We start from the raw sequence: 25,386 nt of genomic DNA on the forward strand, positions 1-25,386 counted from the left end.
CCCGCGTGGTCCTCCGCGTTAGGCAGGGGACATGAAACTCGCTCGCCGGCTCCAGGCCATCAAGCCGTCTCCGACGCTCGCTCTCAACTCGCGCGCCAAGGCGCTCGCCGCCAAGGGTGTGGATGTGGTGGTCCTGGCCGCGGGAGAGCCGGACTTCGACACACCGGACTACGTGAAGCAGGCCGCGGTGGACGCGCTGCGAGCGGGCTTCACCAAGTACACCGCCACCAACGGCATCCCGGAGCTGCGCGAGGCCATCTGCGCCAAGCTCGAGCGGGACAACGGGCTGCGCTACATGCCGGACCAGGTGCTCGTCACCTCCGGTGGCAAGCAGGCCCTCTACAACTTCTGCCAGGCGGCGCTGGAGGAGGGTGACGAGGTCATCATCTTCGCGCCCTTCTGGGTCAGCTACCCGGACATGGTGCGGCTGGCGGGCGCAACGCCCGTCATCGTCCCCACGCGTGAGGAGGACGGCTTCGCGCCGGACCCTGACGCCATCCGCCGCGCGCTCACGCCGCGCACGCGCGCCGTCATCATCAACAGCCCGGGCAATCCCACCGGCGCCGTCTATTCGCGCGCGGCGCTGGAGCGCATCGCGGAGGTGCTGCGGCCCCACGACTGCCTCATCGTCACGGATGACATCTACGAGAAGCTGCTCTACACCGATGAACGCCTGGGCATCAGCGACGTGGCGCCGGACCTGGTGCCGCGGCTGGTGGTCGTGAACGGCATGAGCAAGGCGTACTCCATGACGGGCTGGCGCCTGGGCTACATCGCCGGGCCCAAGCCGCTGGTGGCCGCCATGCAGATGGTGCAGGACCAGTCCACCTCCAACGCCTCGTCCATTGGCCAGAAGGCGGCGTTGGCGGCGTTGCAGGGACCGCCGGACACCATCACCAACATGGTGAAGGAGTACCGCGAGCGCCGTGACTTCTTCGTCGCGGGACTGAACGCGCTGGACGGCGTGCGCTGCCGGATGCCCGAGGGCGCCTTCTACGCCTTCGCGGACGTGCGGGGCCTGCTGGGCCGGTCGTACAAGGGCAAGCCGGTGACGTCCGCGATGCAGCTGTCGGAAATCCTCCTCGACGACTTCCGCGTCGCCGCCGTGCCCGGTGAGCCGTTCGGCGCGGACGGCTACGTGCGCATGAGCTTCGTCACCTCGCGTGAGGTGCTGCAGAAGGGCCTTGCCCGGCTGGGTGAGCTGGTCAAGGCCCTGAGCTGACCGCTCAGTCCGTGTAGGCGAAGGCGCGGAACTCGTCGCGGTACTGGCGGTAGACGAGGACGGCGGGGCGGCCGGAGAGGTTGCCCACGGCCGTCCACACGTCCTTGGGGTTGCGCAGGTCCAACCCCAGCCGCGCCGGCGCCTTGCCGTACTTCTTCTCCATGGCCTCCAGCGGCATCACCTCCACGTCATAGAGGGTGATGAGGTCCGTGCGCTTCAGCCGCAGCTGCTTCACCCATGCCGAAACCAGCTCCTCCGGCGTGGCGTAGCGCTCCGCCTCCAGGCTGAACGGGTAGAGCAGCTCGTTCGAGGCGGTGCGTACGTCCCCCGTCAGCAGGGACTGGAAGAGGAAGCGAGCGTCCGCTTGGATGTCCCTGCGGATCTGCTCCTCGGGCGACAGCGGCGGCGCGTCCGGGATGGGGTCGCGCTTGAAGTCGGCAAGTCCGGGAGGCAGGTCGACCGGCGGTGCGTCCGCAGGGGGCGGTGTGGGCGCCGCGCGGGTCGGCTGGGCGGCGGCTGCCGACTTCTTGGCGGCGGTGCTTGCCTTCTTGGCGGGTGCCTCAGAGGGAGCCGGCACAGCGGGCGCTTCTGCGGCCGGAGGCGTCGCGGGGGCCTCGGTCTTCTTGGGCTCCACCTCGGGCGTGGGCTCCGCGGGTGTGGGGGCCTTCACCTCGGGTGGTGGGGGCTGGGCGCTTTCGGGCGCGGGGGCGGCGGCATCCTGGGCGAGGGCGGGTGACGCGAGCGAAACGAGCAGTGCCAGGGACCAGTGGCGCATGGAACCTCCGTGGGCCGCCGAGCCTAGCAGAGGACAGCGGGTGGGGCCCGGCGTCCGTGCGAGCGGGCGGCTTCAACACAGTCCTCGCATGTGGGGGCGGAGGTTGGTATGGGGGCGCCCCGATGCCCAAGCGTACCGATATCCGCAAGGTTCTGGTGATTGGCTCGGGTCCGATTGTCATCGGGCAAGCCGTCGAGTTCGACTACTCCGGTACACAAGCCATCAAGGCGCTCCGGGATGAAGGCGTGGAGGTGGTGCTGCTCAACAGCAACCCCGCCACCGTGATGACGGACCCTGAGTTCGCGCATCGCACCTACATCGAACCGATTACGGTGGAGGCGGCGGAGCGCATCCTCGCCTTGGAGCGGCCGGACTCACTCCTTCCCACCATGGGTGGCCAGACGGCGCTCAACCTCGCCAAGGCCCTGGCGGAGCAGGGCATCCTGGAGAAGTACGGCGTGCGCCTCATCGGCGCGTCCCTGGACGCCATCAACAAGGCCGAGGACCGCCAGCTCTTCAAGGCGGCCATGCAGAAGATTGGCGTGGCCCTGCCCAAGAGCGGCTACGCGACGACGCTGGACCAGGCGATGAATCTGGTGGAGGACATCGGCTTCCCGGCCATCATCCGCCCGTCCTTCACGCTGGGTGGCACCGGCGGTGGCATCGCGTACAACCGCGAGGAGTTCGAGACCATCTGCCGCTCGGGCCTGAAGGCCAGCCCCACCACCACCATCCTGGTGGAGGAGAGCGTGCTGGGCTGGAAGGAGTACGAGCTCGAGGTGGTCCGCGACACGGCGGACAACGTCATCATCGTCTGCTCCATTGAAAACCTGGACCCCATGGGCGTGCACACCGGTGACTCCATCACCGTGGCGCCCGCGCAGACGCTGACGGACCGCGAGTACCAGCGGATGCGGCAGGCGTCGCTGGCCATCATCCGGGAGATTGGCGTCGATACGGGTGGCTCCAACATCCAGTTCGGCATCCACCCGAAGGACGGCCGCATGGTCGTCATCGAGATGAACCCGCGCGTGTCGCGCTCCAGCGCGCTGGCGTCGAAGGCGACGGGCTACCCCATCGCGAAGATCGCCGCGAAGCTGGCGCTGGGCTACACGCTGGATGAGCTGCGCAACGACATCACCCGCGACACGCCGGCCTCCTTCGAGCCGACGCTGGACTACGTGGTGGTGAAGGTGCCGCGCTTCAACTTCGAGAAGTTCCCGCACGCGGACCGGACGCTGACCACGAGCATGCGCTCGGTGGGCGAGGTGATGGCCATTGGCCGCACCTTCCCGGAGGCGTACATGAAGGCGCTGCGCTCCATGGAGCTGGGCCGCGTGGGCCTGGAGTCCCCGGAGCTACCGGCGGAGAAGGAGGAGCGGGAGAAGGTGCTGCGCGAGGCGCTGCGCATCCCTCGCCCGGAGCGTCCCTGGTTCGTGGCCCAGGCCTTCCGCGAGGGCCTGACGGTGGAGGACGTGCACGCGCTGTCCGCCATCGACCCGTGGTTCCTGCGCTACATCCAGATGCTGGTGAACGAGGCGCAGTCGCTGCAGGAGTACGGCCGCCTGGACCAGCTCCCGGACGAGGTGCTCCGGCAGGCCAAGGCGCACGGCTTCTCCGACAAGTACCTGGGCAAGCTGCTGGGCTACCCGGAGGAAGAGGTGCGGGCGCACCGGCACGCGCGCAGCATCCGGCCCGTCTTCAAGCGGGTGGACACCTGCGCCGCGGAGTTCGAGGCGTACACGCCCTACCTGTACTCCACCTATGAGGAGGAGGACGAGGCGCCCCCCACGGACCGTCAGAAGGTCCTCATCCTGGGCAGCGGCCCCATCCGCATCGGCCAGGGCATCGAGTTCGACTACGCCTGCGTCCACGCGGCCTTCGCCCTGCGCGAGGCTGGCTACGAGACGGTGATGGTCAACTGCAACCCGGAGACGGTGTCCACCGACTACGACACGTCGGACCGCCTCTACTTCGAGCCGCTGACCATCGAGGACGTGCTCGAGGTGTCCCAGCGCGAGAAGCCGGTGGGCGCCATCGTCCAGTTCGGCGGCCAGACGCCGCTGCGCATCTCCGTGCCGCTGGAGAAGGCGGGCCTGCCCATTCTGGGTACGCCGCCGGACGCCATCGACCGCGCGGAGGACCGTGAGCGCTTCTCCAAGCTCATCGAGAAGCTGGGCCTGAAGCAGCCGGAGAACGGCGTCGCGCGCAGCCACGCGGAGGCCTTCAAGGTGGCCGAGCGCATCGGTTACCCCGTCATGGTGCGGCCCTCCTACGTGCTGGGCGGCCGGGCCATGGAGACCGTCTACGACGTGTCCAGCCTGGAGCGGTACATGCGCGAGGCGGTGAGCGCTTCGCCCGAGCACCCGGTGCTCATCGACCGCTTCCTGAAGGAAGCCATCGAGGTGGACCTGGACCTGGTGGCGGACCGCACCGGCGCGGTGATGATTGGCGGCGTGCTGGAGCACATCCAGGAGGCGGGCGTGCACTCCGGTGACGCCGCGGCCACGCTGCCGCCGCACTCGCTGTCGCCGGACCTGGTGGAGCGGATGAAGGACCAGGCCATCGCCCTGGCGCGCGAGCTGGGCGTGGTGGGCCTGATGAACGTGCAGTTCGCCATCCAGGGGAAGACCATCTACATCCTGGAAGTGAATCCGCGCGCGAGCCGCACGGTGCCCTTCATCTCCAAGGCCACCGGCGTGGCGATGGCGAAGATCGCCGCGCTCTGCATGGTGGGCAAGACGCTCAAGGAGCTGGGCGCCACGCATGAGCCGGAGTTCAAGCACGTGGCGGTGAAGGAGAGCGTGTTCCCCTTCGCGCGCTTCGCGGGCGTGGACGTCATCCTCGGGCCGGAGATGAAGTCCACCGGCGAGGTGATGGGCCTGGCGAACGACTACGCGTCCGCCTTCGCCAAGAGCCAGCTCGCCGCGGGCGTGAAGCTGCCCAAGAGCGGCAAGGTGTTCATCTCCGTCAAGGATGACGACAAGCCGGCGGTGGTGGACCTGGCGCGGCGCCTGCGGAGCATGGGCTTCTCGCTCATCGTCACCTCCGGTACGCACACCTACCTGGCGACGAAGGGCATCGAGGCGCAGGTGGTGCAGAAGGTGAAGGAGGGCCGCCCGAACATCGTCGACAAGATTGTCGACGGCGAAATCGTGCTGGTCATCAACACCACCTTCGGCAAGCAGGAGATCGCCGACAGCTTCTCCATCCGCCGCGAGTCGCTGATGCACTCGGTGCCGTACTACACGACGGTGCAGGCGGCGCGGATGGCGGTGGGCGCGCTGGAGTCGCTCAAGCGCACGGAGCTGGAAGTGAAGCCGCTCCAGGAGTACCTGGGCATCACCGCGGCGCCCCCGGGCACCCGGCGCTGAACCGCAGCGCTCATTTGACGTGAGTCATGCGGCCCCGCTCCTCCTGGGAGTGGGGCCGTCTGCGTTTCGGGGCCGCCTCAGGCCGGTTGGTCCGTCACGAAGCCGCGCCAGTTGCGCATGTAGTTCACGAAGACGTCGGACAGTCCCTCGGCGTTGAGCGCGGTAGGGGACAGCGGCGGCACCTGGAGCGCGTCGCCTCGCTGCACGCGGCGCGGCCAGTCATGATTCGCGATGGCCGCTCGGCCCACGGCCACGGCATCCGCGCCGCGCGCGAGCTGGGCCTCTGCCTCCTCGCGCGTGCGCACCTCGCCCGCGACCACGATGCGAACTCCGGCGCCCACGGCCTGCCGGAAGAGCGGCGTCGCGTGCTGGTCCGGCCGCTTCTGGGTGTTGAGGGCCGCCTTCCACAGGGACAGGTGGAGGATGTCCACGCCCTCGCGCGTGAGCATGCGCGCGACCTCCAGCGACTCGTCCAGGTCCAGGCCCTTGGCCTGCCCCGCGTCCTCCGGTGACAGGCGCACGGAGAGGACCAGGGAGGGCGCCGCGCGCCGCACCGCGCGGACTGTCTCCTGAAGCAGACGCCAGCGGTTCTCCAGCGAGCCGCCCCATCGGTCCTTCCGGCGGTTGAAGACGGTGCTCAGGAACTGCGAGAACAGGTAGCCGTGCGCCCCGTGGAGTTCCACGGCGTCGAACCCCGCCTCCGCGCAGCGGCGAGCCGCGTTCGCGAAGGCCGCGATGACGCCCTCGATGTCGGCCTCGGTGGCTTCGCGGCAGCGGAGGCCGTCCGCGTCATACGCGCTGGCGCTCCACACCTCTCGCTGGCTGACCTCGGCGTTGGCGCGAAGTCCTCCGTGGAAGAGCTGCGCGGAGAGCAGGGCGCCCCCTTCATGGATGCGCGCGGCCATGCGCTTCAGTCCGGGCAGCATCGCGTCGTCGTGAACTCCCAACTCGCCTGGCCACGTCTTGCCGTCCTGCGAGACGTAGGCGGCGCACGTCTCCACCATGCCGAACCCGCCGTCGGCGCGCATCGCGAGGAAGCGGAGCTCCGCATCGGAGAGCGTGCCATCGGGATGGCTCTGGGTATTCGTCAGCGGCGCCAGCCAGATGCGGTTGGGCGCGATGACACTCTTTCGGAGCTCGAGGGGAGCGAACAGGTCCGTCATGTCGGCATCTCGCTTTCGAAGTGGGTGCGTCCGTCACGGCGGCCTGCTTCCTCTTGACGTCGGAGCCACCCCGTGGGCCGGAATCAGGACGCGGGGTATAACCTGTGCCTCGTGCCTCCGCATGGCCTCGTTCGAAAGCAGGGGCCGAGGGAAAAGCGTGGCTGGACGCCCGCGGACCCTGGCGGCTACCGTTCGCGCCGAGCCGTTGCCCCCCCTTTCCCCCGCGCCACCACCGTGACCGAGGAGAGCCCTTGATGCCGTCCCAGGCCGCCCCCGACTTCGACATTTCTTCCGTGGACGTGGAGGGGTTTCACCGTGAGTTGAAGGCGTTGCGTGAGCAACTGGACGCATCGCTCGGCGAGGCGGATGCGGCGCACCTCCGGAAGATTGAGCGTTGGGGCAGGGCGGCGACCGCGCTGGGCGCGGCGACCTGTTGGCTGGCGCCGAACCCGCTCAGCGCGGCGGCGCTCAGTGTGGGGCGTTCCACGCGCTGGCTGCTGATGCACCACGTAGGGCACCGGGGCTACGACCGGGTGCCGGGGCTTCCGGCGTCTCGCACGGGTAAGGGCTTCGCGAAGGGGAGCCGCCGCTATCTGGACTGGCTCGACTGGATGCTTCCGGAGGCCTGGGTGTACGAGCACAACGTGCTCCACCACTCGCACACTGGAGAGGATGCGGACCCCGACCTCCTGGAGCGCAACGCGGAGGGGACGCTGCGCAACCCGGAGCGCTCGCTGGCGCTGCGGTACGTGCAGCTCGCGCTGCTCGCGCTGACGTGGCGGGCCAGCTACTACGCGCCGGAGACGCTCAGCTCGCTGCGCCGGAAGGGCCGGCGCAAGGGTGGGGAGCTGACGCGCGAGGAGCTGAAGGAGCTGCTGCTGAGCTGCTATCTGCCGTATTCGGCCGTGCAGTTCGGGCTCTTCCCGGCGCTCTACCTGGTGTTGGGGCCGTGGGCGTCGTTCAGCGCGTTCTGCAACTCCGTGATGGCGGACATCCTCACCAGCCTGCACACGTTCCTGGTGGTGGGGCCGAACCACACGGGCGAGGACCTGTACCGGTTCGACTCGAAGCCGGAGAGCCGTGGCGAGCGCTACGTGCAGCAGGTGATTGGCAGCGCGAACTACCGCACGGGCGGGGACCTGAACGACTTCGCCCACCTGTGGCTGAACTACCAGATTGAGCACCACATCTGGCCGGACCTGCCGATGCTGAAGTACCGCGAGGTGCAGCCGCAGGTGAAGGCGCTTTGCGAGAAGTACGGCATCCCCTACGTGCAGGAGAGCGTCTGGACCCGCGCGAAGAAGATGGTGGACGTCGTGGTGGGCAAGACGTCCATGCGGAAGCTCGCGCCGAAGCGCCAGGCCAGTGATGCCGGAGTGGCCGCAGCGCCTGCTCCCGCGGCGTGAGGCAGTGACGTTCGGCTACTCGGTGTAGGCCGCGAGGTTCGCCAGGGTCGAGGTCAGTCCCTCGATGTGGTCTTCCTGGCGAATGCCTTCGGGCACGTCTACACAGATGATGGTGACACGCGTGCCCCCGGCGACGGGCGTCAGCGTCCAGGTCATGGTCATCGTGCCCGCGTAGGCGGGGTCGTCCGATTCGAACTCGAATCGCTGCACGACGCGTTCGTTGGGGACGAGCTCCACGAAGAGGCCCTCGACGACGTCCTCGTGCGCGGAGGTCTTCCCGGGCGCGGTGTGGTCCGCGTTGTCGTAGGAGAGTGTCATCCGGTACGTCCCGCCCGCGCGTGGCTCGAACGCGTGGATGTGGCCTTTCATGCCTTCTGGTGGGAGCCAGGTCGCCACGGCCGCGGGCTCGACGAAGGCCCGGTAGAGGGCTCCTGGCGAGGCCGCGATGACTCGCGAAGCCGTGTCGGTTCTCTTCCCGGGGCCTGTCGTGTTCGTCACGGGGGCATCCTGTTCGTGAGCGGTGCGGCTTACGCGCGCCGCGTGGTGCGTGTCAGCGTCTTCCGCGGCGGCGCTTCGGCGGCGTCGTGCCGGACGGCCTCGACATCCACCACGCGCGAGCCATCTGGCGGAACCGGTGGGCCCAGCGTCACCACGAGCACGCGGTAGGACTCCTCCAGCCGCTTGTGCAGCTTGGAGAAGATCACCTGGGCGGTGCCGGGCATGTCCTCGGTGTACGTGAAGTACCAGCGCAGTTCGTCCAGGCGGCCGTAGAAGTGGTCCACGACGGCTTGTTCCTGTTCGGGCAGGTGGATGAGCTGGTCGAACGCGCCGTCGGCGTACCGTGACGCGATGGTGCCCAGGAGCGGTTCGCGGCTGCGCAGGCGGGAGAAGAGGGCGAACATCTCATCCCGGCGGGCATCGAGCCTGCGCATGATGCCCGCGGCGTCCATCGCGAGCAGGTTTCGGACGCGGGAGGCCATTTCATCGGCCTTCTTGCGACGAGCCATGGCGCGTCAGCCTAGCATCAGTAGACGCGCAACAAGTGGGACCGGCACACGAACCGCGGGTTGCGGAAGTCGATGACCTCGACCTCGCCCGTCGTCTCCTCGAAGCGTCCGGCCAGGATGCCAGCAGCGCTCGTCGCGGCGATGTACCAGGCGTCCTGTCCCTTCAGTTCCTTGAGCTTGCGCAGGTACACGACGCGGCCTTCCACGGCCCACAAGGTATGGATGCCGTCGGCTCGGACACCGCGCGCGCCAGCGGGTGGCCCAGCGAGCTTCGCCAGTGACGCCGGGATGGCGTTCAGGACGTAGGCGTCGTAGGCCGGGTTGCCACTCAGCGAGATGAGCTTCGCATCGCGCAGGGTGCCATCCACTTCCTGCGTCAGCTCCAGCGTCACGACGAGCTTCGAGCCGCCACCCGTGGCCAGATGTTGGAGCTCCTGACCCGCCTGGGCGAAGAGGCGCGGCCGCTCCATGGATTCGTCTCCGGCGCGCTGCTGAATGTCATAGAGACGTTCGGTCGTGGTGGGCGCCTTCGGCGGTGGGCCGGCTCCTGGATTTCCAGTCGCTCCGAAGCTGCTGGCTCGGGAAGCCCAGGCGGTCCCTGCCTGATTCACCAGGCTGGTGCCTGGGAATACCGGCGCATCTTCGAGGCCCTTCTCAAGCGCTTCTCGAAGGCGGCTGAAATACGGGTCGATGAGACCGTTGGCGACGCGAAGCTGGGCCTGATCGTCGACGATGAATTCCTCCACACGCCCCGCGACGGTGGCCTCCTCCTGCGCGGCGAGCTGCTCTCGGGAAGGTGCCGGGTCGCCAGGACGCAACGTGCGTCCACTCGGTGTCTTCGGACCGGCGAGCGGCGCTCCTCCTGGCACCAGGAACGAGGGCAGGGAATCGGCGCCAGCCTGGAGTTGTTGCGGCCTGCGCGGGGCGTCCGGCGGCGATGCGGTGGTCTCCGGCGCAGCAGCAGTGTCGGGTGCGTCGGGAGGGGCAGGGGATGGCGCTGCGGCGAGGCCATCCCCGGCCGGTGTCTTTCTCACCTGCTTTCCCTTGGGACGAGGCGTGGACGCCGAAGGTGCAGGCTGCCCCACGAGCGGTGGAGAAGTCAGGACAGGCGGTGTGGTGACGATGTCCACCGAGAGCGGCTTCGACGTGACGGCCTGGCGAGGCGCACGCTCCGGCGGGTCGACAGACCCAAGCAGCATGAGCAGCCCTACGTGGATGACGAGCGATGCCAGCGCGGCCCCGCCGAGTCGTCGCATTCGCCGCATCTCGACTCCCACGCTCCCCGGGACGGGGCCTCCACGTCCCGCCAGCATAACCGGCACGGACCTTGGCTTGGACACGTCTACGTCCCGCCGTGCGCGACATTGCGTACAGTCCCCATCAGGGCATGGGCTGCGACCGTGGGGTGCCCAACGCGATGACTCACTGCGACAAGTGATTCCTTTCGCGCGGTCTGTCTCGCGCGTCGGTTACGCTCAGTGCTTCGAGGCCACCATGAACAACGCTCCTGATGATGGCTGTCCGGCCGACCAGCGCTTGCTCCGGAGACCGGGGGAGAACGATGCCAGACGCGCTCCGGCAGTTCATCGCGGAGACCTGGGTCTTCCGCAGGCAGGAGGAACTGGCCGCGGGGCTGCGTTTCGCCCGGCTGGCAGGAGCGCTCGAGCAGTTGGCCACGCCCGAAACGCTGGTGGAACTCGCGCGCCGCGCGTCGGAGGACGAACGGCGCCACGCGGGCATGTGCGAGCTGATGGCGCGCACCTACGGGCAAGAGGTGATGCCGCCGGTGCCCCTGGAGGCGCGGGAGACCGCTCCGCAAGACCTCAGCTTCCGCGAGCGCGTGCTCTACGAAGTCGTCGCCGCCTGCTGCATCTCGGAGACGGAGAGCACGGCCGGGTTGACCTCGGTGTTGGCCGTGGACGGACCACCCCGGGTGCGCGCGGTGCTTCGAGACATCCTTCGGGACGAGGTCGCGCACAGCCGTCTGGGGTGGGCCTACCTCGCGCATGCCGCCGAATCGGGCTCCGTGGCATTCCTGTCGCCGTACCTGCCTGAGATGCTGGAGGACAGCGTGTCGCCCAGGCTCTTCGCGAAGGGCCTGTCCGATGCGGAGGGTTCCATGCTCCTGGCGCACGGCGTGTTGCCGCATGCGCGCAAGAGCGAGGTGTTCATCCAGGCCCTGCACGACGTCGTCTTTCCCGGGCTGGAACGATGCGGAGTGGACACCACTCCCGGACGGCAGTGGGTGGAGCGTCGTCGTCAGTCCGGAGCGTAGCGGGCCCTGCTACGCTGGCGGCATGGTGCTCAAGATTGTCCAGGCAGGGGACCCGGTGCTGCGTCGGAAGGCGCGCGATTTGACGCCGGAGGAGCTTGCCAGCCCGGAGACGGCACGGCTCATCGAGCAGATGCGCGACACGATGCGGGACGCGCCCGGTGTCGGGCTGGCGGCGCCCCAGGTGGGCGTGGGCCTGCGAGTCATCGTCATCGAGGACCGGGCCGAGTATCAGGCGGGCCTCTCGGAGAGAGAGCTGGCAGCGCGAGGACGGAAGCCCGTGCCCTTCCACGTGCTCATCAATCCCAGGCTGGTCGTGGAGGACGCGGCACCCGCGGAGTTCCACGAAGGGTGCCTGAGCGTGTCGGGTTTCGCGGCCCTGGTGCCCCGCGCCAATGCCGTGCGCGTGGATGCACTCGATGAACACGGCCAGCCCGTGACGGTCCAGGCCCGGGGCTGGTACGCGCGCATTCTCCAACACGAGCTGGACCACCTGGACGGCACGCTCTACGTGGACCGGATGGAGACACGGAGCTTCTCCACCGCGGAGAACCATCGCCGGTACCAGGCGGGGCGCAGCACCGCGGAGCTGCGCGCCGAACTGGGGCTGCCAGTGCCCGACAGGGGGTAGGGCACGACGTCTTTCGCGTCAGCCTTCGCGGCCGTGCGCCGCGGCCTTCAACTGGGCCGTGTCGACGCGGACGAAGATGGAATCACCCACCGCGGTCAGCGTCTCGCCCGCGAAGACTTCACAGAGGACTCGGCTCTTGCGTCCGACTTCGCCCTCGACGCGTGCACGGAGGGTGAGCGGGACGCCCATGGGCGTGGGTTTGATGAACTTCACGCCCAGGCTCCCGGTGACGCATTCAATGGCAGGCGAGCTGCCAGGAGAGCGGCCTTCGGCGCGGTAGTGGTACGCCATGGCCGTCCAGTTCGAGTGACAGTCGACCAGCATGGCAATCAGGCCGCCGTAGACGAGTTCCGGCCAGCCGCTGTACCGGGCATCGGGCGTGTGACGTGCCACCACGTGGATGCCGTCCTCATCCCAGTAGCTCTGGATGTGCAGGCCGTGAGGGTTCTTGCTGCCGCAGCCGTAGCAGATGCCTTCCGGCGCGACGACTTCCTGGAGAGATGAGGTTTCCATGTGGGGCCCTGACTGGAGGGGAGGTGCAACGATGCGCACATCCTGGCCCAGCAGGCGCCTTTCGTCGCGTGTCTCGACCAGGGCCCGGGATAGTGTCCATGTCGATGCTCACTGAAGTCCAGGCAGGTCCCTACACAGTCCGAGGCGTGTCCGTGGGTGGCGTGTACACGTCGCTCCAGGTGCCCGAGCTGGACGTGGTGCTCGACGTGGGGCTGCCCATTCGTTCCTTCTGTGGCTCGGACCGCATCTTCTTGAGCCACGCGCACCCGGACCATGCCAGCGGGCTGGGCTCTCTGCTCGGCATCCGTCGGCTCATCGGCAAGGGTGCACCCCAGGTCTTCCTGCCCGCGGAGATCGAGGAGAACGTCCAGGCGTCGCTCGCCGTGATGTCGCGGCTGCATCACACCTCCATGGAGGTGCACACGGTGCCGATGCTGCCTGGGGACGTGCGGCCCCTGGGGCAAGGTCTGTTCGTCCGCGCGTTCCGAACGCATCACCCGGTGCCGTCGCTCGGGTATCAGTTCTTCCGCCGTGTCGCGAAGCTCCGTCCCGAGCACCAGTCTCTGCCGCCCCAGGAGATCGCCAGGCGGAGGCAAGCGGGCGAGGCGCTCTTCGACGAAGTCGAGCGGCTGGAGCTGGCCTATGCCACCGACACCGTGTCCCGCGTCCTGGACACGGAGCCGAGTTTGTTCGACTCGCGAGTGCTCATCCTCGAGTGCACCTTCGTCGACGCGCGCCACTCCGTGCAGGACGCTCAGGCGAAGGCGCATCTCCACCTGGACGAACTCCTCGCGCGCGCGGACCAGTTTCGCAACGAGGCCCTGGTCCTCATGCACTTCAGCCAGGCGCTTCCTCCTGAATCCGTCCACGCCACGTTGCGCGCGCGACTGCCGCCGTCGCTGGCCGAACGCGTCCGCGTCTTCGCTCCCGAAGCGGGCCGTTGGTTCGGGTGAGCCGCGCCCGTGAAGTACGTGTCGGAGATCCAGACCCGGGACGGCAACGACGTGGCGGTGGTTCAGCACTGACCTCCCGTCACTGCGTTGCACATGAATCGCGACTCGCCGCGGCATACCTGTTAAATCGCGGCGCATGAGCACGTCATCGCCCAGGCATGTTCTCGTGGCTGGGGCTGGAATTGGTGGACTCACGCTGGCCTGCGCGCTTCGGCGCGCGGGCCTCTCCGTCACCGTCTTCGAGCGCTCCGATGCCCTGAAGTGGGTGGGCGCGGGCCTCACGGTGCAGATGAACGCCACGGCGGCCCTGCGCCGCATCGGTCTGTGTGACGAGGTGGTCCATGCCGGTGCGTGTCCCACGGACAGCGCGATTCTGAAGCCGTCGGGTTCGGCGCTCACGCGGCTTCCGGTGACTCGGATTCAGGAGGAACTGGGGCTGCCCCTGGTGTGCATCCACCGGGCGCGGCTCCAGTCCGTGCTGCTGGCCCATGCCGGGGAGGAGAACGTCCGGCTGGGGCTCACCGTGACGGCGTTTCACGACGACGGCCAGACAGTGACGGTGCGGTTGTCGGACGGCAGCTCGGTGACGGGCGATGCGCTGGTGGGCGCGGACGGGCTGCGCTCGGTGGTGCGTGGGGCGCTGCTGGGCGACGCGCCGCTGCGCTATTCGGGTTACACGAGCTGGCGGGGCGTGTGCTCAGACGTCCCGAGCGCGACGCCGGGACTTGTTTCAGAGACGTGGGGCCCGGGGGCGCGCTTCGGTGTGGTGCCCATTGGCTTCGGACAAACGTATTGGTTCGCCACGCAGAATGCGCCGGCCGGAGGGCAGGATGCTCCCGGGGAGACACGGGCCCGGCTGCAGTCCATCTTCGGCGGGTGGCACGCGCCCGTCGCGGACCTGATTGCCGCGACGGATGAAGCGAACATCATCCGCACGGACATCCACGACCGGCCGCCTGTCAGCCGCTGGAGCCGGGGCCGGGTGACTTTGCTGGGAGACGCCGCGCACCCGATGACGCCCAACATGGGGCAGGGCGGGTGTCAGGCCATCGAGGATGCCGTGGTGCTGGCGGAGTTGCTGGCCGGGGAGGGCCCCGTGGACGCGGCGCTGGCGGCCTACGAGCAACGCCGGCTCGCGCGTGCCAACAGCTTCGTGACGCGTTCCTGGAGCCTGGGGCGCGTGGCCCAGTGGGAGAGTTCAGCGGGGCGCTTCATTCGCAATGCGCTCTTCCAACTCGTGCCTCAAGGGCTCGCCGCCCGGCAGGTCCGAGAGTTGGTGCGCGACGCCGCGTAGGGCGCTCTAGGAGCGGTTTCTAGAGGTTCAGTCCAAGCAGCGCCCCCGCGAATGGGCCGTCGAGCGAAACCGTGAACGCGGCCGCATCAGGAGTCGGCTGAAGCCCGTACGCCTGTTCGAAGTAGTGCGTATAGCCCCCATGAACGCGAGCATGCACGTAGCGACTCAGCTTGACCTGGATCGCAGCCAGTCCGCCCGCGCCGAAGGCCCACTTGCGTATGCGGCCCTCGTAGAAGTTGTTGCCGCCAATGGGTGTGTAGCCCGGCTCCCCTGGCTGCACCTGACCAATCTGCCCCGTGGGCAGTGAGACCTCCGCCGCGCTGCCGAACGCGCTCACCCCGAGCGTCACGTTTCGTGTCAGCGAGAACCGCTTCTCCAGCCCCGGCCTCAGCGCCAGGACCTGGACGTCACCACCCGCCAGGTACCAGTCGATGCCGTTCGTCCACCACCAGTCGCTCCGCTCGGAGCCACGGACGAGGTTGAAGTGAAGCCCGCCGGAGAGGCGCGCGGCTCCGCTTCGGACGTTCACCGTCTTCACCCGTGAACGCAGCGTCGGCACCTCCGTCGCGGGATGCCGCATTGGAGACAGCGTCCCACCGACCTCCACCGCGAGCTGTGGCGGCGGGAGCGTCGCTTCCTGCTCCGGGGACGGCGCTGCCCCCAGGGCCGGAGAACACAGGCAGGCAGACACCAGCAAGCCGAAGGTGGACACCGCGCGAGTGACGCTCATGAGGCTTCCTCCCGGGGGGATGAATGCTGCCGCCTGAACCATGGCGGAAGTCCCGGCCCCCCAGGGCTGTTTCGCGGTGGAACCCGAGCCAGCTCAGAGCCCGGCCACCTTCGCCGCGCTCGTCACCACGTAGTCCATCGCCAGCTCCTGCTGCGAACGGGGCGACGCCGTCAGCTCGAAGCGGACGATGCCCTCCTCGCTGACACGCGCGGGCGCGGGCTTCGTGTGCTCCCTCACCAGCTGTATCTCCACCGACTCCACCTCGGAGACGGGAATCCGTTCCTCGATGGCCACCGGCACCGCCTTCGCGCCCATGTTGGAGAGGAACAGCCGCACCTTGTGCGTCGTCACCTTTCGGCCGGTGAGCCGGCTGGTCTCCCGCCCCACGTCCTCCGTTCGCGCCACGCGCAGCGCGTCCTCGCTCCCGAAGCCCAGCTTCACGCGCTCACCCTTGCCGGTGAAACGCAGCTGCGCACGCCCCACATAGCCGTGGGTACGCACCAGCTTCACGGGGCCCGCGAGCAACACCGTGGGGCCCGTGTTGTCGAACCGGGCCACTCGGTGCACCAGGGGGGACTGCTCCGGCATGGCCACCAGCTCGGATGCCGCGGGCGCGGTGAACTGGAACAGAGGCACGCGGTAGGGCTCGCCGTCCGGTGGCACACTGGCCCGATGCGGGGCCGTCACCGTCAGCGGCTCACCTCCGTCGTCCATGCCTGGCAGCGCATCCTCCCGCCGGGCAGAGCCGGGCTCGCCCGCGGTCTGGATGACCTCCTCACGGATGGCCACCTCCACCACCTGCTTCTCGCGCTCCGTCTTGTCCCGCAGCCACAGCCGGTCCTCCTGGAGCCGCGGCGGCGTGGCGCCCAGCGTGGGCCGCGCGGTGGAGAACGCCAGCTCCACGTCCTTCCACTCCTCACCGGTGCGCTGCCAGACGACGGCCTCGCACTCCAGTGTGACGGACTCACCGGAGGCTTCGGGAGACAGCGTGGCGCGGTAGGAAGGCCGCCAGGCCGTGCAGGGCACCAGGTACGTGACGGACAGCGTGGCGGGCCCGCCCGTGGGGTGGCCCACCTCCAGCTCGGCCTGGACGTCGACCGTTGGCTCCAGGATCTCGACTGCCGTCTGCGAGGCCCGTGCTGCGTCGAGCTGCTCCCGCAGTCGCAGCGTCCGGCGTTGAGCCTCACGGAGCGCCGAGTCCGCCGACAGCTGCTCGCGGCGCATGGTCTCCAACTGCTCCCGCCACGTCTCCGGCCGCGACTGTCCGGCGCCTGCCTGCTCGGAGATGGCGCGGTGGACATCGGCGCGCGCGGTGTCCAACAGCCGCAGCCGCGCCGCCATTCGGGTTTCGTCCGCGACCATGCGCTGGAGCTCCTGCTCCAGCTCCGCGACGCGCTTTCCGAGCGCCGTGCGGTGTTCGCGCTCGGCCTCGGGCGGTTGTGGTTTCGTCGCCCGGCGGATGCGTGCCTGGGAGATGGTGCCACCCGCGACCTTCGCCTGGAGTGAGCGGTCCACGGCGAGCGGGGACAGTCCCTGGATGACCAGGCGCTGCGTTCCCACGGACAGGGGAATCTCCCCCCGCCGCTCGACGAGCGCCCGGTCCTCGAGGACGGTGACCTTGACCACGGGCAGGATGAAAGGGGTGCCCATCATGTCCTCCGGTTGCCGCCGCCGAGCATCTTGTTGCCCGGAATCTTGACGGTCCATGTCGCCTTCAGCGTCTGCGCTTCACCTGGCTGGAGCACCACGCGCCACGCGCGCTCGCCTTCCACCTTCGCTTCACCGGGCAAGGGCAGGCGCTTCTGCCAGAGCGGGGCCACTTCCAATTCCTCCACCTTGATGTCCTTTTCCGTGCTGAGGGGGACGGTGGGCACGCGCTCGCACACCTCGACCAGGATGCGATTGCTCAGGCGGTTGGCCAGCTCCACCGACACGTGGTGCGTCAGCATCGTCGAGCCGCCGAACATGCCGCCCGTCGCCTCGTCGAACCGCGTGTTGCGCGCGACCTTGATGGACTCCTCCACGCCGAGCCCCAGCCGCTGCGTCGAGCCCGGGGCCATGGTCGGGAGGGGAGACGTCATCAGGAACTCGTTCTCCAGCGTGACGTCCACGGGACCTGCCAGCAGCGGATACGGCGTCCGGTTCTCCACGCGCACCGTGCGGAACGCACGCGGCTCCACGGAGGGGACGCAGACGTATTCCGCGGACAGCCCCACTGGCACCGACAACACCGGCACGGTGTGCCACGCTCCGTCCGAAGGCACGTCCGCGCGCGCCTCCACATCGAAGCGCGCATCGAAGTGAGGCGAGGACGTGCGTGGCGGCTGGGACCACGCCGGCGCGGGGGCCGCCCAAATGGAAGAGGTCTCCTGCAGACTCAGGGCGACTCGCACGGTGATGTCGATCTGCGCGTGGACCTCCGCAAGGGCCACCAGCTCCCGGGTGAGGTGCCCGGGGCGCGGTTGCAGCCTGCCACGCGCGCTCAGGTCATCCGCGGGCGGCATGGTCAGGCGGTCGTAGTCCAGCAGTGCGTCGGAGGGCTCCTGCCTCGGAGGTGTTCGCTCGCCACCACCACCACCACCGCCCAGAGAGGCGGCATCCATGCTGAGCCCGTCCTCGTCATCGTCGAATGAGCTCTCGGGCGCCTCCTCGAGCTCGGCCGGAGGTGGCGGTCGGCGCGCGCGCGACATCAGGCCACCGCCTCGCGATCGCGCTCGCGTCTCCTCTTCCTCGGGGGCAGCGGCACTGGGGCGCATTGGAGCACTTCGAGGGGCCGCCGCCGGCGGAGGCGGTGGCGCGGCCGCTCCCGCCATGGCGAAGTCGGGCTCGGGCGCCATGGGCACGGCACTGCGCTTGTTCTTCTTCTGGGGCTGATCGAGGACGGCGGGCATGGGCTCGGGTTCGGCGCGGACCTCGGGCTGAACCGGCGTGGGCGGCCGCGTGGCGTCGTAGCCCGCGAACAGCTCCTCGAGCCCCGGTGGCGCCTCCCTCCAGCCCGAACGCGCGGGAGGCGGTTGATGGCGGCCAATGCGCAGCGCCTTCAGCTCGGGGACCTCCGCGTGCCGGGCGAGGTCCGCGGTGGAGACGGCGAGCTTCACCCCCGTCCAGTCCTCGCCGGTGCGCTGGAGCACGGAGGCGCGCATTCGCAGCGTTCCTCTTCCAGCGTGCGCGGCAGGCGCAAGTCATAGGTGGGCACCCAGCGCGCCCCCTGGACGGCGTACTCCAGCGCGAGCCGCGCACCCTGGTCCGCGGGAAGGGGGCCCGACAGCGTCAGCACGACCGCGCGGTACACGAGAGCGCGCTGGCCTCGCACGGACGAAGAGGCTTCGGCGACGCGGTCGCGCCGCAAGCGCAGCTCGGCTTCGGCGTCACGCTGCTGCCGCTCCAGGTCCAGCTTCCGCGAATGGAGCGCGGTGAGCTCGGTGTCCACGAAGGACATGAGCGACAGCATCGCGGACACGGGGGCGTCCCGGGGCTCCTGCGCTTCCTTCGGCCGGGGCGGGAACCCAGGGGACAGCTTCGACAGCGCATCCAACTCCTGACCTACGCGCGCGAGCTGTTGGGTGAGGTCGGAGAGGCGGTGCTCGGCTTCCTCCAAGGCGAGGTGCTCCGCGGGCACGTCGACTTCTGGCGGAAGCTGGACGTCATAGGTGGGACGAAGGTCGCGCACGGCGAGTCCCGACGGGCCGTGCACCACGGACGCCCGGAGCGAGCCGGGTTGCAAAGACAGCGGCAGGCCATTGATTCGCACCTGCGAGGGCAACATCCCTCCCGCCGTGGGAATCGTGGCGCCCCGCGTACAAAGCGCCCCCTCCGCGTGGACGGTGACGGCTTCGAGGTTCGATGTGACGACGAGCATGGCTGCTCACCGTAATCGAGATGTCTTATAAAAATCAGTCCCCCCAGACAAAAGGCCCCAACCCGTGAGGTCGGGATGCCCTTGGGCCGGATTGACGACACGCCGCATTGGAGCTAGCGCGCTTCAGCTCTTCTCGGTGCTCGCCACGGGCGGAGACTGGGTCCGCTGACGCTTCAAGGGGCGGCCCACGCAGTCACGCCCCGGCTCCGGCTCGCGGGTGCTGCGCGGGCGGTACTCCCAATGCCAGGGCTCGGAGCGCACCGTGCGCTTGAAGCCGAAGCGGCATGCATTCGACATGAGCCAGTCATAGGTCGGCGTCTTGACGCCGCCGATGACCAGGTCCACCGCGAGGCCCCGCTGATGGTTGGAGCGCCCGGGCCGTGCCGCCTGGGGCCCCTTGCCCTTGCGGTAGCGCTCATAGAGCCGCCGCTGCTTCGCGGGAGAGCGGTAGCCGCTGCGGACCCAGAGGTAGATGTTCTTCGAGCGGGCTTCGGCCTTCATCCGCCGGTATGCGTCCGCGGCGTCGTGATGGAGCATCTGCCCGTTCTTGAGACGAACGAGCCGAGCCCCCTTCGCCTCACTTCGCCGGGGCTTTGCGTCGCCGGCGACGGCTTGGGGCGCGAACAGGCACAGGAGGATGAAGACTCCCCAGCGGAGCAGCGCGAGCGACATGTTTGGACGCCGGCCCCTTGGCCGGAATCCGAACTTTCGCGCGTCTGTGCCTCGACGCAAGCAGACGGGAAGGCGAGCGCCTGTTCAGAACAGATTCAATTGTGCGTCCGGAGTCTTCACTTCACGCGGAGGCAACGGCTGGAACCCATGTGCGCGGGCCCACGTCTCACTGGGGCCCGTCCAATGGTGTGATGCCATCCGGACGTGGTCGCGCTCGTCGAAGGTGACGCCCTCCGCCTCCAGGGCCTCGCGCTGTCCGTAACCGGAGGTGCTGATGCCACCCGTGCGGTTGATGACGCGCTGCCAGGGCACGCTGTCCGCGCGGGCGCCCAACGCGCCCAGTGCATGTCCCACGACGCGGGCATCGCAGCCATCACCGACGATGACGGCGATGTCCCCATATGTGGCCACCTGCCCATGCGGCACCTGCTGGGTGACGGTGTAGATGCGCTCGAAGTAGTCGCGCTCATCGCGTGGCGGTGTGGACATTCGGGCTCCTGTCCCGTTCGGAAACGGCGTGGGGGCGGCGTCAACCCTTGCGGTCCCGCAGCCGGGTGAAGGCTCAGCCGCTGCGCGAGCCCAGCCCGGTGGCCTCGCCCGCGCGCAGGCGCTCATGCAGGGTGCGGGTGAGCAGGTACCAGAACTGCACGTTGCCCACGCTCAGGATGTCGCCGTCGCGCAGCACCGCCTCGCGGCCACTCAGGGAGCGGGCGTTGAGGAAGGTGCCGTTGGTGGAGCCCAGGTCCTGCACGGTGCAGCGCTGGTCGGCTTCGTTCCACCGCAACTCCGCGTGCATCTTGGACACGGACGCGTCGTCGACGACCAGGTCGCAGTCCATGCGGCGGCCAATGCGCAGCCGGTCGGTGGCGTTGAGCGGCGGCAGGGTGGCCACGCGCAGGTGTTCGAATTCGAACAGCAAGGCCAGCATGCCCTGCTCGATTTCCGAGGGCGCCGCCATGCGGGTGGGGGCGAGCACGGCGGTCGAGGCCTCGGAAGGCGGGCGCTGGATGAGCGCGAAGGGCCCCAGTTGACGCTGGAAGGCACTGGAGGGCAGGGCGGCACCGAGCCCGCGCAATTCCTGGACGGACAGCACGGGGGGCAGACTAGCGGGTCAACGGGCGCGCGCCCAGCCCATCTCCCGTTCCCTGTACGGGTTTCATTGACCAACTTGTCAGTGGTTCCTTACATTGGGCTTTTGGTCGCGGGGGCCGGGCTCCGGAAGAGGAGCGCCGGCCCTCCATCGTCTTGAACCTGGGAGTGGTGGAAGGAGCTGTGTCGATGAGCAGCGGGAGCGACAACATCCCGATGACCCCGTCCGGACTGCGCAAGCTGAAGGAGGAGTTGAAGCACCTCCAGTCCGTCGAGCGGGGGAAGATCTCGCGCGAGATCGAGGTCGCTCGCGCACATGGCGACCTGCGCGAGAACGCGGAGTACCACGCGGCGAAGGAGAAGCAGTCGCACATCGAGGGGCGCATTCTGACCCTCAACGACTGGATTGCCCGCGCGGAGGTCATTGACCCGGCGAAGCTGGGCGGCGACAAGGTCATCTTCGGGGCGACGGTGGACCTGCTCGATACCGAAACCGACAAGCCGGTGAGCTACCGGCTCGTGGGGGAGATCGAGGCAGACCTGAAGAAGCGGTGGATTGCCGTCACCTCGCCGGTGGCGCGCGCGCTCATCGGCAAGAAGGTGGGTGACATCGCCACGGTGCAGAGCCCCGGCGGCGTGCGCGAGCTGGAAGTCCAGGAGATCCGCTTCGAGGAGCCCGAGGAAGAGGCAGCGGCGAGCGAGAGCTGAACCTCGGAAGCCGCAGTGAGTTGCCGGGGGAGCGGGCCAGGGCTCGCTTCCCCGGTCTCGTTTTGTGGGAGACGTCATCCCCGTTCCGTAGGATGTACGGCGGAACCCCCGCGTGAACCACCCGCTCGCCAGCCTTGTTGGACCCCTCCGGTACGTGTGCCAGCGCGACTTCGCGATGCTGGCCACCGTGAAGTCGTTGCGCCCGGTGTTGGAGCGCGCGCTTGCCGGTGCCAGCGGCGTGGATGCACGGGCACTGGACCACTTGAGGGCCGCGCTGCCCGACGTGGACCACGCCATGCCCGAGCGCCGCAAGGCCGCGCTGCGGCGAGTCGTAGCCGGGCTGAAGGTCAGTGGTGTGGAGCTGCCCGCGGAGCTGCACTGCGTGACGATGGAGGGCGCGGTTCCGGCTCGGCCGAGGTCCACGCAGGGCGCTCCGGTGGGCGCGGGAGGCACGACGCCGCCGGGGTATGTGCCGCCCTGGAAGTCGGCGGAGCCACTGCCCACGTCGCGCCCGCGGCCAGACGCGCCTCGAGGACCGGCTTCGCCTGGAGCCGCGGCCCCTGCGCGCGGAAGCAGCGTTGATGGCCCCATGCCGCGCATGAGTCCTGATGGGCCGCGGGGACGTCAGGCCGGGATGGACTCGGACCTCCTGTCTGCCCGTCCACCGCGGATGGCGCCGACGACGCGGCCTCCGCAGTCGAACGTCGCCGCGCCGCAGCCCGCCACCGGGCGGCAGGGCGCGCCGTCGTCTCGGGCGAAACCGGGTCCCCGTCAGGCCGCGCTCGACACGGGGCCAGAGGCGGTTCCCGGAGCGAAGACGCGCAAGGAGAAGGCTCAGCGAAAGAAGAAGCGGGCGGTCGCGGCGGAGGCCTCTCGCTCCGAGGCGAAGCTCCTCTCCATCGCGCCGCGCACCGGGCCGCTGTCGTCGCCGCTGAAGACGCTGGGCAAGCGGCTGGGGCCCAGGCTCGTCTCGGCGCTCGACAAGAAGGGGCTGCGCCGCATGGGCGACATCCTCTTCATGCTGCCGCGCTGCTACGAGGACCGCCGCCAGTTGCGCACCATCGCCGAACTGGAGCCCGGCGAGCGAGGCGTCACGGTGGGCATCGTCAAGGTGGCCGACTTCGTGGCGGGCCGTCAGGGCCGGCGCATGTTCCGCGCCGTCGTGGGGGACCGCTCGGGCAGCATCGCCGCCACGTACTTCAACGCGGGCCCCTGGTTGAAGAGCCGGTTCACCGTGGGCAAGCGCATCGTCCTCTCCGGCGAGGTCCGCGCCACCATGACGGGCCGGGAGATGCCCCATCCGGAAATCGAACCGGCGGAGGACCTCGAGTCCACGACGTCGGTCCACTTCAACCGCATCGTCCCCGTGTATCCGGGCTTCGAGCGCGGCGAGCAGCGCTCCTTCCGCGAGCTGACCTCCCGCGTGGGCGAGCAGTACGCGCACGAACTGGATGACCCGCTGCCCGCGGACCTGCGCCGCCGCTTGGACCTGATGGGCCTGCCGGACGCGCTGCGCTTCATCCACTTCCCGCCAGGGGACGCGGACCTGGAGGCGCTCGACGCGCACCAGAGCCCCGCGCACCGGCGGCTCGCCTTCGACGAGCTGTTCTTCCTCCAGCTGGGCATGGCGCTCAAGCGTCAGGGCGTGAAGGCGGAGGTCGGCATCTCCTTCGACGTGTCCGAGCCCCGGCTGGCGAAGGCGCGCAACGCGCTGCCGTTCCAGCTCACCGGCGCGCAGGCGCGGGTGGTGGAGGAGCTCTGCTGGGACATGGCGCGCCCGGAGCCCATGAACCGGCTGGTCCAGGGAGACGTGGGCAGCGGCAAGACGGCGGTGGCCATGGTCTCCGCCCTCATCGCGCTGCAGGCCGGCTACCAGGTGGCCGTCATGGCGCCCACGGAAATCCTCGCCGAGCAGCACGAGCGCAACTTCCGCAAGGTGATGGAGCCGCTGGGCTACCGCGTGGGCCTGGTGAGCGCGGCGGGCACGGCGAAGGCCAAGCGCCAGGTGCGTGAGGCCGTGGCCCGAGGTGAAATTCATCTGGCCGTGGGCACGCACGCGCTGCTTCAGGCAGACGTCTCCTTTGAACGCCTGGGCCTGGCCGTCATCGACGAACAGCACCGCTTCGGCGTGCTCCAGCGCCACACGCTGATGAGCAAGGGGCCCAAGCCGGATGTGCTGGTGATGACGGCCACGCCTATTCCCCGCACGCTGGCCATGACGCTGTACGGCGACCTGGACTTGTCCGTCATCGACCAGCTTCCGCCGGGCCGCACGCCCATTCAAACGCGGGTGTTCAACGACAAGCAGCGCGCGCTCGTCTACGAGTCCGTGGGCGCGCAGCTAGCCAAGGGGCACCAGGCCTACGTCGTCTACCCGCTGGTGGAGGAGTCGGAGAAGCTGGACCTGGAGGACGCCACGCGCGGCGTGGAGAAGCTCCGGAAGGTGTTCCCCGACGCGAAGGTGGGACTGCTGCACGGGCGGATGAAGGCGGAGGAGAAGGACTCCGTCATGGAGGACTTCCGCGAGAAGCGCCTGCACCTGCTCGTCTGCACCACGGTGGTGGAGGTGGGCGTGGACGTGCCCAACGCCTCCGTGATGGTGGTGGAATCCGCCGAGCGCTTCGGCCTGTCGCAGCTTCACCAGCTCCGGGGCCGGGTGGGGCGCGGCGCGGCGGCGAGCTTCTGCCACCTGGTGGCCGGAAGCGCCCGCTCCTGGGAGTCCGCCGAGCGCCTGACGGTGATGGAGCAGAGCAGCGACGGTTTCGTCATCGCGGAGAAGGACCTGGAGATTCGAGGCCCGGGTGAATTCCTGGGCACGCGCCAGAGTGGCCTGCCCGAGCTGGCGGTGGCCAACCTGGCGCGGGATGGCGACCTGCTCTCCATGGCGCAGTCCGAGGCCCGGCGCATCCTGGAGAAGGACCCGGACATGAAGGCGAAGGAGAACCAGGGCCTCGTGAAGGCGCTCGAGGAACGCTGGGAAGGGCGGCTCGCGCTCGCGCGGGTGGGTTAGGGCGCCTGTCATGACTAGGCTAGGAGCATGGGTGACTGGGGAAGGGCCGACTACCTGTCGCGGCACGGCATCAAGGACGCGCGAGTCCTGGAGGCCATCGCTCGGCTGAACCGCGCGGAATTCGTGCCGGAGGACCTGCGCGAAGAGGCGAGCGCGGACGCGCCGCTGCCCATCGGTCATGGGCAGACCATCAGCCAGCCCTACATCGTGGCGCTGATGACGGAGGCGCTCCAGCTCCAGGGGGACGAGCGCGTCCTCGAAATCGGCACCGGCTCGGGCTACCAGACGGCGCTGCTGTCTCTGCTGTGCAGAGAAGTCTACTCCGTGGAAATCGTCCCCGAGCTGGCCCAATCGGCGCGCGAGGTGTTGGGGCGGCAGGGCTTCGAAAACGTCTCGTTCCGGGAAGGAGACGGCTCACTGGGCTGGCCGGACCAGGCGCCCTTCGACGCCATCCTCGCCGCCGCGGCGCCACCAGACGTTCCGCTTCAGCTCCTTTCACAGCTCAAGCCGGGCGGACGCATGCTCATCCCGGTGGGCCCCCAGGGGGGCGCCCAGCAACTGCTGCGTATCCAACGCGCCCTCCGGCCCGGCGAGGTGCCCCAGGTGGAGTCCCTGCTGCTGGTTCGCTTTGTTCCCATGACGGGGCAGCCGCTCTCGCAGGGGTGACATCCTGGGCTCGGGTGGCTCCTGACCCAGCGAGGCGGGAGG

Annotated in this window: 21 protein-coding genes and 1 pseudogene; 10 read left to right on the top strand and 12 right to left on the bottom strand. The window is 69.1% G+C overall.

Annotated elements, in window-relative coordinates; translation table 11 throughout:
* Positions 1-31 precede the first annotated feature (31 nt).
* Positions 32-1,222 carry a pyridoxal phosphate-dependent aminotransferase gene (locus OZ403_RS17405; protein WP_140791286.1) on the top strand — a complete coding sequence of 397 codons (1,191 nt, stop codon included), beginning with the start codon at positions 32-34 and terminating at the stop codon, positions 1,220-1,222.
* Between the two features lie 4 nt (positions 1,223-1,226).
* On the opposite strand, the gene OZ403_RS17410 is transcribed toward OZ403_RS17405, so the two are convergent.
* Complete coding sequence (locus OZ403_RS17410; RefSeq protein WP_268784641.1) at positions 1,227-1,997, bottom strand: hypothetical protein; 771 nt, start codon at positions 1,995-1,997, stop codon at positions 1,227-1,229.
* A 122-nt stretch (positions 1,998-2,119) separates the two neighbouring features.
* Between OZ403_RS17410 and carB the strand changes: the two genes are divergently transcribed.
* Positions 2,120-5,371 (top strand): carbamoyl-phosphate synthase large subunit, encoded by a 3,252-nt coding sequence (gene carB / locus OZ403_RS17415; RefSeq protein ID WP_268784642.1) that lies wholly within the window; start codon positions 2,120-2,122, stop codon positions 5,369-5,371.
* Positions 5,372-5,448: 77 nt separating this feature from the next.
* On the opposite strand, the gene OZ403_RS17420 is transcribed toward carB, so the two are convergent.
* Positions 5,449-6,534 (bottom strand): NADH:flavin oxidoreductase, encoded by a 1,086-nt coding sequence (locus OZ403_RS17420; RefSeq protein WP_140874992.1) that lies wholly within the window; start codon positions 6,532-6,534, stop codon positions 5,449-5,451.
* 254 nt (positions 6,535-6,788) lie between these two features.
* On the opposite strand from OZ403_RS17420, the gene OZ403_RS17425 reads away from it, so the two are divergent.
* Positions 6,789-7,940, top strand: coding sequence for a fatty acid desaturase family protein (locus OZ403_RS17425; protein WP_140791293.1), 1,152 nt, complete (start codon positions 6,789-6,791; stop codon positions 7,938-7,940).
* 15 nt (positions 7,941-7,955) lie between these two features.
* On the opposite strand, the gene OZ403_RS17430 is transcribed toward OZ403_RS17425, so the two are convergent.
* Genes OZ403_RS17430 through OZ403_RS17440 form a run of 3 tightly spaced genes read right to left on the bottom strand, consistent with a single transcriptional unit; the run spans position 7,956 to position 10,203 of the window.
* On the bottom strand, positions 7,956-8,438 hold the full coding sequence (locus OZ403_RS17430; RefSeq protein WP_140874996.1) for an SRPBCC family protein: 483 nt from the start codon (positions 8,436-8,438) through the stop codon (positions 7,956-7,958).
* Between the two features lie 29 nt (positions 8,439-8,467).
* Positions 8,468-8,947: a hypothetical protein gene (locus OZ403_RS17435; RefSeq protein ID WP_140798362.1), complete on the bottom strand. Its 480-nt coding sequence runs from the start codon at positions 8,945-8,947 to the stop codon at positions 8,468-8,470.
* Positions 8,948-8,964: 17 nt separating this feature from the next.
* Entirely contained in the window at positions 8,965-10,203 is a 1,239-nt protein-coding gene (locus OZ403_RS17440) for a TonB C-terminal domain-containing protein (protein ID WP_268784643.1), read from the bottom strand.
* A 305-nt stretch (positions 10,204-10,508) separates the two neighbouring features.
* On the opposite strand from OZ403_RS17440, the gene OZ403_RS17445 reads away from it, so the two are divergent.
* Positions 10,509-11,222: a ferritin-like domain-containing protein gene (locus OZ403_RS17445; RefSeq protein WP_237080388.1), complete on the top strand. Its 714-nt coding sequence runs from the start codon at positions 10,509-10,511 to the stop codon at positions 11,220-11,222.
* Between the two features lie 22 nt (positions 11,223-11,244).
* Positions 11,245-11,850 (top strand): peptide deformylase, encoded by a 606-nt coding sequence (gene def, locus OZ403_RS17450; protein ID WP_268784644.1) that lies wholly within the window; start codon positions 11,245-11,247, stop codon positions 11,848-11,850.
* An 18-nt stretch (positions 11,851-11,868) separates the two neighbouring features.
* Here the strand turns inward: def and OZ403_RS17455 are convergent, their stop codons facing one another.
* Entirely contained in the window at positions 11,869-12,363 is a 495-nt protein-coding gene (locus OZ403_RS17455) for a PaaI family thioesterase (protein ID WP_140791301.1), read from the bottom strand.
* A gap of 104 nt (positions 12,364-12,467) precedes the next feature.
* Here OZ403_RS17455 and OZ403_RS17460 point away from each other — a divergent pair, with 104 nt between their 5' ends.
* Positions 12,468-13,316 carry an MBL fold metallo-hydrolase gene (locus OZ403_RS17460; RefSeq protein WP_140796478.1) on the top strand — a complete coding sequence of 283 codons (849 nt, stop codon included), beginning with the start codon at positions 12,468-12,470 and terminating at the stop codon, positions 13,314-13,316.
* Between the two features lie 166 nt (positions 13,317-13,482).
* Complete coding sequence (locus tag OZ403_RS17465; RefSeq protein WP_237078344.1) at positions 13,483-14,610, top strand: FAD-dependent monooxygenase; 1,128 nt, start codon at positions 13,483-13,485, stop codon at positions 14,608-14,610.
* Between the two features lie 19 nt (positions 14,611-14,629).
* Here the strand turns inward: OZ403_RS17465 and OZ403_RS17470 are convergent, their stop codons facing one another.
* The 6 genes and pseudogenes from OZ403_RS17470 to OZ403_RS17495 all read right to left on the bottom strand — a co-directional run bounded on the left by OZ403_RS17470 (position 14,630) and on the right by OZ403_RS17495 (position 20,964).
* Positions 14,630-15,340, bottom strand: a complete 711-nt coding sequence (locus OZ403_RS17470; RefSeq protein ID WP_268784645.1) for a hypothetical protein — start codon at positions 15,338-15,340, stop codon at positions 14,630-14,632.
* A gap of 93 nt (positions 15,341-15,433) precedes the next feature.
* Positions 15,434-16,990 (bottom strand): DUF4139 domain-containing protein, encoded by a 1,557-nt coding sequence (locus OZ403_RS17475; RefSeq protein ID WP_268784881.1) that lies wholly within the window; start codon positions 16,988-16,990, stop codon positions 15,434-15,436.
* Positions 16,990-19,199 (bottom strand): annotated as a pseudogene (locus tag OZ403_RS17480) (DUF4139 domain-containing protein). Before OZ403_RS17480 ends, OZ403_RS17475 begins: the two are co-directional and overlap by 1 nt.
* Positions 19,200-19,322: 123 nt before the next feature.
* Positions 19,323-19,871 (bottom strand): M15 family metallopeptidase, encoded by a 549-nt coding sequence (locus OZ403_RS17485; protein ID WP_174258801.1) that lies wholly within the window; start codon positions 19,869-19,871, stop codon positions 19,323-19,325.
* A gap of 84 nt (positions 19,872-19,955) precedes the next feature.
* Entirely contained in the window at positions 19,956-20,360 is a 405-nt protein-coding gene (locus OZ403_RS17490; protein WP_140791311.1) for an MGMT family protein, read from the bottom strand.
* 73 nt (positions 20,361-20,433) lie between these two features.
* A complete protein-coding gene (locus OZ403_RS17495; protein WP_140791313.1) occupies positions 20,434-20,964 on the bottom strand; it encodes an FHA domain-containing protein in 531 nt (176 codons plus the stop codon).
* 185 nt (positions 20,965-21,149) lie between these two features.
* On the opposite strand from OZ403_RS17495, the gene greA reads away from it, so the two are divergent.
* The 3 genes from greA (at position 21,150) to OZ403_RS17510 (ending at position 25,344) form a co-directional block, all read left to right on the top strand.
* The gene (gene greA / locus OZ403_RS17500) at positions 21,150-21,668 is read left to right on the top strand and encodes a transcription elongation factor GreA (RefSeq protein WP_140791315.1); all 519 of its coding nucleotides are present in this window, start codon (positions 21,150-21,152) and stop codon (positions 21,666-21,668) included.
* Positions 21,669-21,780: 112 nt separating this feature from the next.
* Positions 21,781-24,678, top strand: coding sequence for an ATP-dependent DNA helicase RecG (gene recG / locus OZ403_RS17505; RefSeq protein ID WP_268784646.1), 2,898 nt, complete (start codon positions 21,781-21,783; stop codon positions 24,676-24,678).
* A gap of 27 nt (positions 24,679-24,705) precedes the next feature.
* Positions 24,706-25,344: a protein-L-isoaspartate(D-aspartate) O-methyltransferase gene (locus OZ403_RS17510; protein ID WP_140798369.1), complete on the top strand. Its 639-nt coding sequence runs from the start codon at positions 24,706-24,708 to the stop codon at positions 25,342-25,344.
* Positions 25,345-25,386: the final 42 nt, after the last annotated feature.

The sequence above is a fragment of the Myxococcus sp. NMCA1 genome (assembly GCF_026810205.1).
Lineage (GTDB): Bacteria > Myxococcota > Myxococcia > Myxococcales > Myxococcaceae > Myxococcus > Myxococcus xanthus_A.